16 protein-coding genes are annotated in these 14,810 nt (G+C 27.4%); 1 reads left to right on the forward strand and 15 read right to left on the reverse strand.

Annotation, left to right across the window (positions count from 1 at the left end; genetic code table 11):
- Positions 1 to 22: 22 nt before the first annotated feature.
- The 6 genes from AC4FQ1_RS07105 to AC4FQ1_RS07130 form a co-directional block, all read right to left on the reverse strand.
- Entirely contained in the window at positions 23 to 388 is a 366-nt protein-coding gene (locus AC4FQ1_RS07105; protein WP_303129878.1) for an RDD family protein, read from the reverse strand.
- A gap of 22 nt (positions 389 to 410) precedes the next feature.
- The gene (locus AC4FQ1_RS07110) at positions 411 to 1,118 is read right to left on the reverse strand and encodes a hypothetical protein (RefSeq protein ID WP_491147945.1); all 708 of its coding nucleotides are present in this window, start codon (positions 1,116 to 1,118) and stop codon (positions 411 to 413) included.
- 78 nt (positions 1,119 to 1,196) lie between these two features.
- Entirely contained in the window at positions 1,197 to 3,071 is a 1,875-nt protein-coding gene (selB, locus tag AC4FQ1_RS07115; protein WP_491169332.1) for a selenocysteine-specific translation elongation factor, read from the reverse strand.
- Entirely contained in the window at positions 3,068 to 4,456 is a 1,389-nt protein-coding gene (selA, locus tag AC4FQ1_RS07120; protein WP_491169333.1) for an L-seryl-tRNA(Sec) selenium transferase, read from the reverse strand. Before selA ends, selB begins: the two co-directional genes overlap by 4 nt.
- Positions 4,457 to 4,484: 28 nt before the next feature.
- Positions 4,485 to 5,510: a selenide, water dikinase SelD gene (selD, locus tag AC4FQ1_RS07125; protein ID WP_491169334.1), complete on the reverse strand. Its 1,026-nt coding sequence runs from the start codon at positions 5,508 to 5,510 to the stop codon at positions 4,485 to 4,487.
- Between the two features lie 84 nt (positions 5,511 to 5,594).
- Complete coding sequence (locus AC4FQ1_RS07130) at positions 5,595 to 6,356, reverse strand: helix-hairpin-helix domain-containing protein (protein ID WP_491169335.1); 762 nt, start codon at positions 6,354 to 6,356, stop codon at positions 5,595 to 5,597.
- 125 nt (positions 6,357 to 6,481) lie between these two features.
- Here AC4FQ1_RS07130 and AC4FQ1_RS07135 point away from each other — a divergent pair, with 125 nt between their 5' ends.
- Positions 6,482 to 7,777 (forward strand): serine hydrolase, encoded by a 1,296-nt coding sequence (locus tag AC4FQ1_RS07135; RefSeq protein WP_491169336.1) that lies wholly within the window; start codon positions 6,482 to 6,484, stop codon positions 7,775 to 7,777.
- A gap of 249 nt (positions 7,778 to 8,026) precedes the next feature.
- Here the strand turns inward: AC4FQ1_RS07135 and AC4FQ1_RS07140 are convergent, their stop codons facing one another.
- The 9 genes from AC4FQ1_RS07140 to rplU form a co-directional block, all read right to left on the reverse strand.
- Positions 8,027 to 8,935 (reverse strand): RluA family pseudouridine synthase, encoded by a 909-nt coding sequence (locus tag AC4FQ1_RS07140; protein WP_491169337.1) that lies wholly within the window; start codon positions 8,933 to 8,935, stop codon positions 8,027 to 8,029.
- Between the two features lie 30 nt (positions 8,936 to 8,965).
- Positions 8,966 to 10,405, reverse strand: coding sequence for an LCP family protein (locus tag AC4FQ1_RS07145; RefSeq protein WP_491169338.1), 1,440 nt, complete (start codon positions 10,403 to 10,405; stop codon positions 8,966 to 8,968).
- A 27-nt stretch (positions 10,406 to 10,432) separates the two neighbouring features.
- Entirely contained in the window at positions 10,433 to 10,999 is a 567-nt protein-coding gene (gene yqeK, locus AC4FQ1_RS07150) for a bis(5'-nucleosyl)-tetraphosphatase (symmetrical) YqeK (RefSeq protein ID WP_491169339.1), read from the reverse strand.
- Between the two features lies 1 nt (position 11,000).
- On the reverse strand, positions 11,001 to 11,606 hold the full coding sequence (gene nadD / locus AC4FQ1_RS07155) for a nicotinate-nucleotide adenylyltransferase (protein ID WP_491169340.1): 606 nt from the start codon (positions 11,604 to 11,606) through the stop codon (positions 11,001 to 11,003).
- Positions 11,606 to 11,917, reverse strand: a complete 312-nt coding sequence (locus AC4FQ1_RS07160; RefSeq protein WP_303129901.1) for a YhbY family RNA-binding protein — start codon at positions 11,915 to 11,917, stop codon at positions 11,606 to 11,608. The genes nadD and AC4FQ1_RS07160 overlap by 1 nt, the downstream gene beginning before the upstream one ends.
- Positions 11,918 to 11,928: 11 nt before the next feature.
- Positions 11,929 to 13,215, reverse strand: a complete 1,287-nt coding sequence (gene obgE, locus AC4FQ1_RS07165; RefSeq protein WP_303129909.1) for a GTPase ObgE — start codon at positions 13,213 to 13,215, stop codon at positions 11,929 to 11,931.
- A gap of 247 nt (positions 13,216 to 13,462) precedes the next feature.
- The gene (rpmA, locus tag AC4FQ1_RS07170) at positions 13,463 to 13,762 is read right to left on the reverse strand and encodes a 50S ribosomal protein L27 (RefSeq protein WP_024613334.1); all 300 of its coding nucleotides are present in this window, start codon (positions 13,760 to 13,762) and stop codon (positions 13,463 to 13,465) included.
- Positions 13,763 to 13,766: 4 nt separating this feature from the next.
- Positions 13,767 to 14,153: a ribosomal-processing cysteine protease Prp gene (locus tag AC4FQ1_RS07175; RefSeq protein WP_303129907.1), complete on the reverse strand. Its 387-nt coding sequence runs from the start codon at positions 14,151 to 14,153 to the stop codon at positions 13,767 to 13,769.
- A 4-nt stretch (positions 14,154 to 14,157) separates the two neighbouring features.
- Positions 14,158 to 14,469: a 50S ribosomal protein L21 gene (gene rplU, locus AC4FQ1_RS07180; RefSeq protein WP_024613332.1), complete on the reverse strand. Its 312-nt coding sequence runs from the start codon at positions 14,467 to 14,469 to the stop codon at positions 14,158 to 14,160.
- Positions 14,470 to 14,810 lie beyond the last annotated feature (341 nt).

Here is a 14,810-nt window from a genome sequence, read left to right on the forward strand (position 1 = left end):
CTCCTATCATTTAATTTTTATTTTATCCTATAGCTAATATTCTTTTTCCTATAGTTCTCTTTTTCTTTATTTCAAATATAGATTTATATAGTATATTAAATATTATAAATATAATCAATAGAACTCCTGATATATCACTAACCATATATCCCATAAATCCTATTAAAATATCAAATATTACTAAACCTATAGCTGATACACCTAATATTATAGCCTCGTCTAATATAGTTGCAAATAAAGTTTTTATAAATGATGGATTTTCATCAATTTCATTATCAATTATTTTAGACTTATTTTCTTTAATTTCATTTTTTTCTTTAATGTTATCTTCTTTTATAACTTCAACCTTTTCATTAACTTCTAAATTATTATCTTTATTATTACTCAATTAAAAAGCCTCCCAAAGTTAATTATTTAAGTCCCTCTGACTTATTAGTAAACTTATATATTTTAGTTGATATTGTATAAACTATGTAATCTTTACTAACTGCATACTCTTCAACTAATCCATTTATTGTGTTATCTATTATTCCTTCTGTCTTATCACTTTTAATTATATCCATTATTTTCTTATTTATTTCATCATAATTTCTATTAGCTTCACCAGTCATTATAGCTGAATATTTTGCTAAAGAAGTATCGCCTATATTAAATTTACCATCTTTAATAGCCCCTTCTCCATCAAACTTAAGTGAAAGCTTCATTTGAAATCTTCCTGAATCTTGAGCATCTCCAATAAGTTGCTCTTCAAATTGCATACTCTCTAATTTATTTGCTTCTGGATTTTTATTATCTAAATATATTGATTTTATATTAGCAGTTACTCCATTTACTTTATCTACTTCATCTTCTTTTTTATACTCAAGTTCAAGCTCCTTAGTTAAGTCTTCAACTTTAGTCATTAAAGTGTCCCCTTCTTTTACAAACTCATCATGAGTAAAATCCATTATCCAAGAACCTTTTAAACCATCAAACTTCTTTTGTTGCTGTTCTGTAACTTGTGCTTGTTTTGTAGCATTATTAGTTGATTCATTTATTTCATTTGTTTTATTTCCACAACCAGCTAATGAAAATAATAAAGTAGATGATATTATTAATCCTATAATTTTTTTTGACATTATTACTACCTCCTCTTTTAACCCTAAATTCCCCTAAAATCTTCAATTTTCTTAATTATATCACTCTAACTCTAATACTTAAAGCATTACACGCTTATTTTCTAGTCGTTTAGTGATTTGAAGCTTATCTAATTCTTCTAGGAAAGCTAGTGCAATTTTTCTATTAGTATTTAAAATATCTCTGCACGTAGCAAGGGTTATTTCACCTTTTTCTTTTAAGTGTTCTTTTATTTTTATTTTCCCAATATTAAATGATTTATAACTTAATATAACTCCATCATTTAAAATAACTATGTCTTTTTCTTCTTCTAAAAACTTTAATATCTTAAAATATAATGAATCGTTTATTTTATACTTCTCTTTAAGTAATTTTATATCCACAGAAACAAAACCTTGATTTAATTCAGTAATCAAAGCATCTTTAAACTTTTTTTCATTTAATCCTAATCTTTTATTAAAACCTTTTAGAGAAACTATACCTTTTTGAATATTTATTATATCTTCAGATTTTATAGCATTTAAAAGCTCATTAAATTCATTTATCTTAAGTTCTTTTACTAATAATTTTTTTCTTAATTCTTCTTTAGACATTCCATTTTCTAATGGATTTTTCTTATGATAATTTGAAAGAATAATTTTAAGGTCTTTTAATATTATATCTAATTGTTTACCATAGATTATAATTTTTTCATTACAATTTAATACTTTAACATATTTTTTTTCTGTTAATTTATTTATTTCATTATCTATTTCATCTAAATTACAATTTATATTATTAAGTAAATCTTTTAAATACATTAATTTTTCTTTCTTTAATAAATCTAATATTCTCTCTTCTAATGTTCCTTTTTCCTTTAATATAACATTATCTTTATACTTTTCTATATCTTTTCTAAACTTTTTACCTTTTGCCTCTATTATTTTCCCTCCACCTAAATTATAAACAGGTGAATAATTTCTTATATAATAGCTATCATTTTTTTTAACTAATATTTCATTTTCTAATCTTAATTGTATATATTTATTTTCTAAATCTAAAGGATATAATCTTCCTATAACTTCTTTTGTTCCACTATATACTCTAACTCTCTGGCCTTTTTTAATTTGCTTCTCTTTTATCTTATAAAAAGAACAATCTATTATAGAAGATGTTTCTAAATTTAAATTACTACTTAAAACCTCACCTCTTTTTATATTATCCTTTGAAACATTAGTAATATTTAAAGCACATCTATTACATTTAATACATTCAAATATTCTTTTTCCATGACTTTGAACTTCACGAACTCTAATTTCCTTTAATGATGGATAAAGTTTAAGTATATCTCCTTCTTTAACCTTTCCTTCTATTATTGTTCCTGTAACAACTGTCCCTGAACCTTTAACTGTAAATACCCTATCCACAGCCATTCTAAATTCTTCTTCATATTCTTCATCATCAATATTTAAAAAAAGATTTTCAAGCTCTCTTATAAGATTCTCAATTCCAAACTTTGTTTTACTTGATACTTTAACTATAGGTACATTACAAAGATTTGTATTTTTAAAAGCTTCTCTTATATACTCAATTGATAATTCTTGTATTTCTTCATCACAATTGTCACATTTAGTTAGTGCTATTATTCCTTTTTTTATTCCAAGTCCTTCTATTATTTGAAGATGTTCTATTGTTTGCTCTCTAACACCTTCATCAGCTGCAATTACAAATAAAACTGCTGATACACCAGTAATACCAGCAATCATATTTCTTATAAATTTTTCGTGACCTGGAACATCAACAAAATCGATTTTATTTCCTGATGGTAATTTATAATTAGTAAAGCCTAAATCAATTGTAATTCCTCTTATCTTTTCTTCTTTAAGTCTATCTGTATTAATTCCAGTTAACGCTTTTATAAGTGATGTTTTTCCATGATCTATATGTCCACAAGTTCCAACTATTATCGTCTTCATATACTTTCACCAATTCCTTTAAAAGCTTCTGTTATAACTTCTATATCATCATTAATTAAGCACCTTCCATCAATAATTACCTTCCCCCCATTTATTCTAGTAATTATAGGTATACTATTATTTCTAAGTTTTTCTTCAATTTTATTTTCTTTTATTAAATTACTATCTATCTTAAGTACAAAAGTGTCAAATTCTGAGGTAGGTAAAGCTCCTCCACCTACTAATGATTTTTCTTTTGCCTTTGTTATATTAAATTTATTCTGTAAAAATTTAAGTTTGTCTTTTAATTTATCTATATTATCTTCAATAGCATCTAAATTTAATGTTAAAAGTTTAAGTGTTGGAATGCTTAAATAATCTTCTAAAATATAATCTTTTAAAGTTCCTTCTAAAGCTGCTAATGTAAACTTATCTACTCTCAATGCCCTATTTAGTTGATTTTTCTTTATCTTTTCTATCCAAAAAGACTTACCAACAATTATTCCACACTGGGGTCCACCAAGTAATTTATCCCCACTAAAAGTAATGATATCAACACCTTCATTAACATATTCTTTAACTGTTTTTTCATCTTCTATTCCATTTAAATTTATTCTTTTAATTAATCCGCTACCTAAATCCAAAATAACTGGTATTTTATTTTTTTCTTTAATACTAATAAGCTCTTTTACCTCTACTTCTTTTGTAAAACCTAATATTTTATAATTTGATGTATGTACTTTTATTATTGCACCAGTTTCTTCACTTATTGCCTCTTGATAATCATTTATGTGTGTTCTATTTGTTGTTCCAACTTCTTTAAGTATTCCACCACTTAATTTCATTATTTCAGGAATTCTAAAAGAACCACCTATTTCAACTAATTCCCCTCTTGAAATAATTCCTTCTTTTCCATTACATACAGTATTTAAAGTTATAAGAACTGCAGCAGCATTATTATTTACAATTAAAGCATCTTCAGCTCCAGTTAAATACTTTATATAATCTAAAACATTATCATATCTACTTCCACGTTTTCCCTCTGAAAGATTATATTCTAAATTTGAATAATTATTTGCAACTTCATTTAAAGCTTCAATACTTCGTTTTGATAAAATCGATCTACCAAGGTTTGTATGTATTACAGTTCCTGTACAATTTATAACTCTTTTTAATTTAAAATCTTCTATTTGTTTTATGCTTTTTCTAAACTCCATTAAACATTGTTCTTTCAAAGAAAAAACGGGGGAATAATCCCCCATTTTTAAAATATTTTCTCTTACAATATTTATGGAGTTTCTAAGATTTTCTACTACTAATTTCCTAGGTAGTTTTTCTATATATTTTTTAACTTCATCTTCCTTTAAAAGTACATCTACCTTTGGTAAATTTCTTAATAGATTCATAAAAGCCCTCCATTTTATTTATAAACTTTTATCTTACTATTATGCTGTATTCTTCTTTTTCTTTTACTTCTCCAATAATCCAAGACTTTATATTTTTTTCTCTAAATTCTTTTAATATTTTATTACCTTCTTCTATACTACATGATATAAGAAGTCCACCTGATGTTTGTGGATCAAATAAAATATCTTCAAGCCATCTTTCCACATTTTCTAGCTTATACTTATCTTGTATATAATACTTATTTTGATATGTCCCTTGTGGTACAAGTCCAAAATCTGCATATTCTTTAGCTTCTTTTATGTAAGGTATATTATCTTTATTAATACAAAATGTCATATCAGAACCTTCAGCCATTTCATAAGCATGACCTATAAGACCAAAACCTGTTATATCAGTGCAAGCTGATATATCATATTTTCTTATAACTTCCCCTGCATATTTGTTTAAAAGTGACATCCACTTTATAGCTTCATCTAAGCTTTCTTTTGATGCCATTTCTCCCTTAGCAGCTGTGTTTATAAGACCTATTCCTAATGGTTTTGTAAGTATTAATATATCTCCCTCTTTTGAGCCACAGTTCTTAAGTATTTTATCTGGATGTACAACTCCTGAAACAGAAAGCCCATATTTTGGTTCATCATCCTGAACAGAATGCCCACCAATTACAACAGCTCCTGCCTCTAATACTTTATCAGCTCCCCCTTTAAGTATTTCACCAATTATTTCTCTATCTAAACAATTTGGGAAACATACTATATTTAATGCAACTTTAGGTTCGCCCCCCATTGCATAAACATCACTTAAAGAATTTGCCGCTGCAATTTGTCCAAATGTATAAGGATCATCAACAACTGGAGTAAAGAAATCTAATGTTTGAATAAGTGCTATATCATCACTTAACTTATATACAGCTCCATCATCTGATGTATCAATTCCTACTAGTAAGTTTTCGTCTACCATTTTTGGTATACTTTTTAAAATATTTGAAAGAGCACCCGGCTCTATTTTAGCTGCTCAGCCTGCAGTCTTTGCATAATTTGTTAATTTAATCATAACTTTACCACCCTTTCTTAAAGGTTATATATAACTATTTTACATCATCCTTTAAGAATTTCAAAATTTAAAGCTATATTTATACTAAACCGTTATAGATTCTTTTATTTTTAAAAATGTTCCTTCACCAATTCCACTTACATTTTTTATATCTTCTATAGACTTAAATCCACCATTTTCTTCCCTATATTCAATTATAGCTTTTGCCTTTGAAGGTCCAATTCCATTTATATTATCAAGTTCATCTAAACTTGCAGTATTTATATTTATCTTACTATTTTCCTTTGAATTACTTTCCTTACCTGAATTAACCGTAGAACTGTTATTTCCACTTATTATATTATTATCTAAAGTAGCTTTCCCTGACTCACTATTATCATTATTACCTTCTTTCATTTTCTTTACTTCCTCTTTACTTGGAATTACTACACACTTATTATTTTCAAGCTTTTCTGCTCTATTTACAAATTCTAATGAAGCATTTTTTGTTACTCCACCTGCCTTTTTTATTAAATCCTCAACAATACTTCCTTCATCTAGATAATAAACTCCTTGGTTTATAACTTCTCCTTTTATATCTACAGCAATGCTTCTATCTTTTAATGAAATTTCCTCATTATCTACATTATTATCTTTTGCTTTCTCATTATCTTTAAAAACTTCAGAAGTTTCACTTTTATTATCACTTTTACTTACATCCTTTGCTTCTTCATCTACAAACATTTCTTCATGACCTTTGTTACCATTTAAATCTTCTCTACCTCCATTTATATATGAAAACAAAGAAAATCCACCTATTATAATTGCTAAACTTATTAAACCTAAAGTTCTCTTATCTAATTTCATATAATCACCTTAATAACATTTTTTTCTAATTATTCACATTCTAGAAACAAATTATTCCAAAATTGTGGATTAAGAATATTTTTTTTGTTACAATATTCTCATAAATTTAAAGACAAGGAGAAATTATGAAAAACACATTTAAAATTATATGTAGATTTTTATTTTTAGCATTGATTTCACTTAATGTTTTTACTATTAATGCATTTGCTGAAGAAAAACCTCCAAATTTAAATGCAGAATCAGCACTTCTTATGGATGCTAAGACAGGGCAAGTATTATATTCAAAAGAAGCTAATAAAAAGCAATTTCCTGCATCAACAACAAAGGTTTTAACAGCTTTGGTTGTTTTGGATAATGCTAAGTTAACGGATGTAGTTACAGTTGGTAAAAACCCACCATTTGCTGATGGAAGCTCAATTGGATTAAAAGAAGGTGAAAAATTTACTGTAGAAACTCTTTTAACAGGACTTCTATTAGAATCAGGAAATGATTGCGCAGAAGCTTTAGCTGAATATGTTGGAGGAACAACTAGTAATTTTGTAAAAATGATGAATGAAAAAGCAAAAGCTCTTGGTTGTAATGATTCAAATTTTGAGAATCCAAGTGGTCTACCAAATGATAAACATGTATCAACAGCTTATGATTTAGCTCTAATATTAAAAGAAGCAATTAAAAATCCTGATTACATTAATATATCTAGAAAAATATCAGTAGAACTTCCACCAAGTAACTTAGATAAAGAAAAGAGATGGGCAAATAATCATAATCACTTAATAAATAAAAACTCAAAATATTATTATAAATATGCCCTTGCTGGTAAAAGTGGTTATACAGATGTAGCAAGACATACATTTGTAATATCAGCACAAAAAGATAATAGAACTTTAATCGCAACTTTCTTAAAGGCTGAAGATAAAAATAAAAACTTTGAAGACATGGCAAGCCTTTTAAATTATGGTTTTAATAACTTTACAGAAATTAGCTTATACAAAAAAAATCAAAATATAGAAAATATAAAACTAAATAATAATATGAATTTGCCTATATACATAGATAGAGATATATTAATCTCTGCTCCAAATTCAGAAATTAATAAGGTAAATACTACTTTACAATACGAATTACCTAAAAATATAAAAAGAAAACCATTAAAATTAGGTGAAACAATAACAACTGCTGATATACTTGTTGATGGTCATTTATTAACTAAAGTTAATTTATTAAGTGGAATAGATAGAGAATATAATTTTAAAATAGCAATTACTGAGCTTTTTAATAGAAATAAAATTATAATAATTCCTTTATCTATTACTTTAACAATATTAGTTTTACTAATTTTAAGAATTATATATGTTAAAAAGAAAAGAAAAAAATTAGCTTTTGAAAAAAAGTGGAAACATATAAGAAATAGAAAAAGATAACTTTATAAAACAAAAATTTAAATACCTTAATTTTTATATAATAAATAATTATATAGATAAATAACACCTAATAAGATTGACTACTCTTATTAGGTGTTATTTTTATTTAATCATATATTCTTCTATTATTAAATATTTAAAATTCAGATCTTTATTATTATAAATTAAGATAAAATAATTTTAATTGAAATTATTTTAAGTAAGCAACCTTTTAGATTTATACTAAATACAGATTAACTTAAAATAATATTATTTTATCTTTTCTATAAGTTCTTTAAAATCATCTGGCATTTCAGCTCTAAGACTTAAAGGTTTCTTATTTCTTGGAGATTCAAAGTCTAACCCATATGCATGAAGTGCTTGCCTATTTATAAGATCTAACTCATTATCTCCATCTCCATAAAGAAAATCTCCATATATAGGATGACCTAAACTTGATAAATGAACTCTAATTTGATGAGTTCTTCCTGTTTCTAAAAGACATTCAACTAAATCTCCACCATTAAAACTTTCTAATACTTTATAGTGAGTTATGCTTCTTTGACCTCTTTCATCAACAACTCTCTTTATACTGCTAAAGCCATCTTCTTTTTCTGGTCTATATATAGGAAGGTCTATAGTACCTTCCTTTTCTTTAAGATTTCCATGAACTATAGCAAGATATCGCTTTTGCATTTTATTTTCTTTCATATCCTTTGATAAAGCCATATGTGCATATTGATTTTTACCTATTACAATAAGCCCTGATGTATTCATATCAAGTCTGCTTACAAGTCTTACAATACATCCTTGACCTGTTTCTTTAAAGTAATTAATTACTCCATTTGCTAATGTTCCAGATTGATATGTCTTAGTTGGATGAACTACCATAAAAGGTCTTTTATTTATTACTAAGATATCTTGATCTTCATAAACAATATCTAAATCCATTTTTTCTGGTATTATATCTTGACTTTCTTCTCTATCCAAATTTATTTTAACTTTATCACCTTCAGAAAGATTAAAACTCATCTTTACAGCTTCATCATTTACAAAAATTCTTTTTTCTCTTGCTGATCTTCTTATAAGTCTTGAAGATAATCCAAGTTCATCTTTTAAAAACTCTCTTATATTCACACCATTATCTTTTGATGTTACACATTTCTCTAAGGTATTCATCTATCCCTAAAATCCTCCTAGGCTTAACCTTTAATAATTTTTAGCATCGTCTCCAAGTACAATTATTACATCATATCCTGGTTCTTCATATCTTGAATCTATAGATTCAATTTTATTTATAGCTGTAAACTTCTTTTGAAGCTCAGATTTTATATTATCATTATTAACCATAACAACACTTTGCTTTACAAGATTAGTATTTCCAGTATCAACATTAGTATATCCTAATTGGTTAAGTTGAACTTTATAAGTTGCAGCTAATCCACTTATTTTTGTACCATTTAATACTTTAATCCTTACATCTTGAGGTGATATTGGACCACTATCGCCATTTGAATTTAAAGAATTTATAAGTTGCTGATTAGCTTGTTTATTAAATACAAAGTATGACTGACCTGAAATCATTTGTGGAGTTCCCTTTATTGTAGTCATATTTATATTTCCTGCTTTTAATGTCATAAGCTTCAATGCATATTTGAATATAGTAGTTCCTGGCATATTTGTTTCAATATTTGCTTCCATTACCTTAAGTATTTTAGGCATTTTAAATATTATAGCCGGAGTTGCACACTTCTTAACAACTTGAGCTAAAAATTCATGTTGATTTTTTATTCTATCTATATCTCCATTTGGAAGCCCTGTTCCATCATTATTTTTTCTCCATCTAAAGAACTCTTCAGCCCTTTTACCATCTAAATGTTCTTCAGTTCCTTTTTTAAATTTTATACGTAAATTTTGAGATTTATCAGTGTAGTCCATATCATATTTTATTTTCATATCAACTCCACCTATTGCATCAATAAAATCTCTAAATGCTGCATAATTAACCTTAACTAAATAATTTACATTAACGGATAAAATATCTTGTACTTCTTTAATTACTCTTTCATCTCCCCCTATAGGGTAAGCTGCATTTATCTTCCACCTACGTCCATTTATATAAATCATAGTATCTCTAGGTATAGATACTATATTTACTTTTTTTGTTTGTGGATTAAAATTTATAAGCATCATAGTATCTGTTCTTTTTATTGATTCATCATTTGGATTATTAACATCTCCAACATCTAATCCAAGAACTAAAATATTTACAGTTTGATTCATTGGAACTGGATTAGGTTTTATTATATTATCTGTGCTTACTTTATCTAAAAGCATTGCAATCCTAACGCCAGTGACTAATGTAATTAGAAGTATAGCAGCAATTATTATTCCTATTATTTTTTTAAAAGTAATTTTTTTCTTTCTTTTAGGTTTCTTAGAAGGCTTATCCTTTAGCCTTTGATTCTTTTGAGGTTTTTTTCTTGAAATTACTCCATCATCAACTCTTCTTCTTGCATCATTTGCAGGAATTGATCTCCCTCTTCTTAACTCCTGTTCTCTGTTAGAACGTCTTCTCCTAATAACTTCTTCTCTTTCTGCCATCCTTTTTCTTCTTCTAGGATCTACATTTTTCCTATCATCTGCCACTTTAGTTCCCCCCAATATAATTTTAAGTTAAAGTTTATTCATAACTAAATAATTTCTTGCTTTAATAGTATTTATATCTATAAGTTGGCCATTACTTAGTAAATATTTTATAGTGTGTTCCATCCCCATAAGAACTCCACTATCTAAATCCTTTAAAACTTCACTTCTGATTTTATCTACTCCATCATAAGTTCTTGAAGGTTCAATCATATCTGCAATATAAATAATCTTTTCAAGTTTACTCATATTTTCTTTACCTGTAGTATGCCATCTCATAGCTTCAAGTACTTCTTCATCATCTATATTAAACTTTTCTTTGGCAATTATTCTAGACACTATTCCATGCCAAAGCTCTGGTGTTTTTTTCTCTGTTAACGTTAATTCTATATTATTATCTTCAATAATTTTTAATAATTCTTCTTTTGATAAATTCTTTCCAATATCATGAAAAAGCGCAGCTTCTTCTGCTTTATACTCATCTACACCATTTAACTCAGCTAATTTTTTAGCTGTAGATACAACACCTAAAGTGTGCATATATCTTTTAGGTTTTAAATTTTCCTTTAAGTAATCATAAATATAACTAAAATCCATATTACTTCTCCTTACAATAAAGCTTTTCTCTTTCAATAACTTTCATTACCCTTTCTGGTACAAAAAAGTCTACTCTATCCCCATTTTCTATTCTTTTTCTTATTTCTGTTGAAGATATTTCTAAATCAAGTACATTTAAAAATATAATTTCTCCATTATATTTCTTCTCTGCTAATTCTTTTTCCTTTTTTAAATCTGATTCTTTAAATCCTGGTCTTGTAAATACAACAAAATTACATAAAGAAAATATTTCAGTTACATTTTTCCACTTATGTAAGCTTACAAGACAATCTGCTCCCGTTATAAAGTATAACTCAACATTATCCTTATTAAAATACTCTAAAGTTTTATAAGTATAACTTAATTCTTCTTTTTCTATTTCATAATCTGAAACCTCAAAATCCTCAAAATCTTTTATAGCTTCCTTTACCATTTCATACCTCAAAGAAGCCCCCGTTACCTTCTTATTTAGCTTGTGTGGGGGACTTCCATTTGGTATAAATATTATTTTATCTAAGTTTAATCTCTTCTTAGCCTCATAAGCTATGTAAAGATGAGCGTTATGGATAGGATCAAAGGTTCCTCCTATAATCCCATACTTCTTCATTACTTTCTATTTTTAGCTTTTCTTGGTATTTCTATTTTTGGATTTTTTGATGATCTTTTATATAAAACTATCTTACTTCCAATCGCTTGAACACCTTCACATTTTAACTTTTCACATATATAATCTGAAGCTTCTCTAGCTTCAAGCCCACTATTTTCTAAAACTTTTATTTTAATAAGTTCTCTTTTTTCTAAAGCATCTCTTACTTGATTTAAAAAAGTTTCCTCTATTCCATTTTTACCAATTTGAAATATAGGTTGCATATCATTAGCTAACCCTCTTAAGTAAGCTCTTTGTTTTCCTATTAACATCTAAAATCCTCCTATAGTATATATTCAAATTCAAAGTCGTTAAGATTTACCATGTCACCATCTTTGATTCCCATTTCTCTTAACTTATCTAATACTCCCTTATTCTTTAATACTTTATGGAAGTATCTTAATGAATCAGCATCATTTACATTAACTGCACTTAAAAGTCTATCTACGAAACTTCCAAATACATAGTAAGTATCGAATTCGTCACCTTCTTCGACTCTAACATCATAAGTAAATCTCTTTTCATCTGGTACATATCTTTCATCTTCTGAAATTTCAAGTCCTGTTATAGGAATTTCTTTAAGCATTCTTGCACATTCTTTAATTACTTCATCAACACCTTCTCTAGTTGCTGCTGACATTTTGTATACTTTATCAAATCCTAATTCTTTAACTTTTCTTTCAAATTCCTCAAATACACCTTCTTCAAATACAAGGTCAATTTTATTTGCAACTACTATTTGAGGTCTATCCCAAAGTTTAACAGAATATTTTTTAAGTTCTTCGTTTATCTTTAAGAAATCTTCAAAAGGATCTCTTCCTTCAATTCCTGAAAGATCCACAACATGAACTAATAATCTTGTTCTTTCTATATGTCTTAAAAATTCAAGACCAAGACCAACACCTTCACTTGCTCCTTCAATAATTCCTGGAATATCAGCCATAACAAATGGTTCTACACCTTCAGCTGCAACAACCCCAAGATTTGGCTTTAATGTTGTAAAGTGATAATTTGCTATCTTTGGTTTTGCTTTTGTTGTCATTGATAAGAATGTTGACTTTCCTACATTAGGGAATCCTAAAAGACCAACATCTGCAAGTAATTTAAGCTCTAAGATTATGTTCATTTCTTCTCCAGGCATTCCAGGCTCAGCAAATGTTGGTGCCTGTCTTGTAGGTGTACAGAACTTACAGTTTCCTTTACCACCCTTTCCACCTCTTAATACAACATATTCATCGTCTTTTTCTGAAAGATCACATATAATCTTATTACTTTCAGCTTCTCTTATAATTGTACCTAAAGGTACTCTTATATAAAGATCATTTCCATCTTTTCCGTAACATTTTGATCCGCCACCATTTTCTCCTGGCTCTGCTACGAATTTTCTCTTATATTTAAAATCCATTAATGTAGTGATTCCTGTATCAACCTTAAAGATAATACTTCCGCCTCTACCACCATCTCCACCATCTGGACCACCAAGTGGAACGTATTTTTCTCTTCTAAATGAAACATTACCGTCTCCACCTTTACCAGATTTAATAAAGACCTTGGCTTTATCTATAAACATGCTCATAATTTCACCTCTCCTTTTGTGAAAATTTATTTTTTAAATTTAAAATATATCTGCAAAAAATTTATATTCCTCTTAGTATTATTTCCATAGATAATAAATTAAATATATTCAAATAAAATATTTTCTTAATTATATCATAATACCGTTATATATAAACAAAAAAGATTAGAAATACATTTTAAAAATCTTTTTTTATATTTAAAAAGCACCCAAATTCATGGGTGCTTTATATTAATAACTATTATTCAGCTATTACTTCTACGTTCATTGGGTAAACAGAAGCTTTCTTCTTGTCTCTTCCCATTCTTTCGAATCTAACAACTCCATCGATTTTAGCGAATAGAGTATCATCCTTACCCTTTCCAACGTTGTTTCCTGGGTGGATTTTAGTTCCTCTTTGTCTAACAATGATGTTTCCAGCTAAAACGAATTCTCCGTCTGCTGATTTAACACCAAGTCTTTTTGACTCAGAATCTCTACCGTTCTTTGAGCTACCTACCCCTTTTTTGTGGGCAAATAATTGAAGGTTCATTATCATCATGTCACTACACCTCCTCTTTTAATAAATTTATATATTCTCTACGTTTATTAATTCCAAACATTTCATCCAAGCTAAAAATTACACTTTCTAGACTCTTCTCGAAAGTTTTAAGTAAAACCTGAGACTGCTTTAATTCTTCTTCCGAAAAATCAGTTAAGTCTAATTTAAGGTATCCATCAGCCATTTCATATGTACAGTTAAGCTTTAAAACTTCATCTATACCTATAAGAACACTTTGTGATAAGACTGAAACTGAGTTACAAACCATATCAAAAGCTTCTCCTACCAATAAAACATCATTATTAAAATCTCTGTCTTCTGGCATTGCATGACTATCTATAATGAAACCTATTATATTATCTTTTTTTCTTAAAATCTTTGCACTAATCATTTGACTATGCTTCGATCTTTTCGATAACTAATTTAGTGTAAGGTTGTCTGTGACCATTCTTTCTTCTGTAGTCCTTTTTAGCCTTATACTTGAATACTGTAATTTTCTTAGCTTTTCCTTGTGCTACAACTTTAGCAACAACTTTAGCTCCTTCAACCATTGGCTTTCCAACTGTTAAAGTTTCTCCATTAGAAACAGCTAATACTTCTGTTAATTCAACTTGTGAGTCAACTTCAGCGTTTAATTTTTCAACGAATAATACGTCTCCCTCTTGAACTCTGTATTGTTTTCCTCCAGTTAATACTACTGCGTACATTAAAACACCTCCTCATAACGGTCTCGCCACTACGGGTACAAAGATATAATTCTTTGTTTGACAAAAAACCCTATCGTGAGCGGTTTACTAATTAAAGTTAACATACCTATTTGTCATTGTCAATATTAATTTATAATTTATTGTAAATAGTAATAAATTACTACTACTTTAATTTATAAATATATTTTTAGATATTATTCATTTTCATAAAAAAATTATATAACTATATTAATAGGCTTTAAATTTTAAATTAAGCTTTAAAAATTTAAATAATTTAAAGTTTATACCAAATAAATATAATTACAAATAAAAAGTTAGAAATATAAATTACAATCTTAAAA

The organism is Clostridium sp. TJA020 (assembly GCF_058310295.1).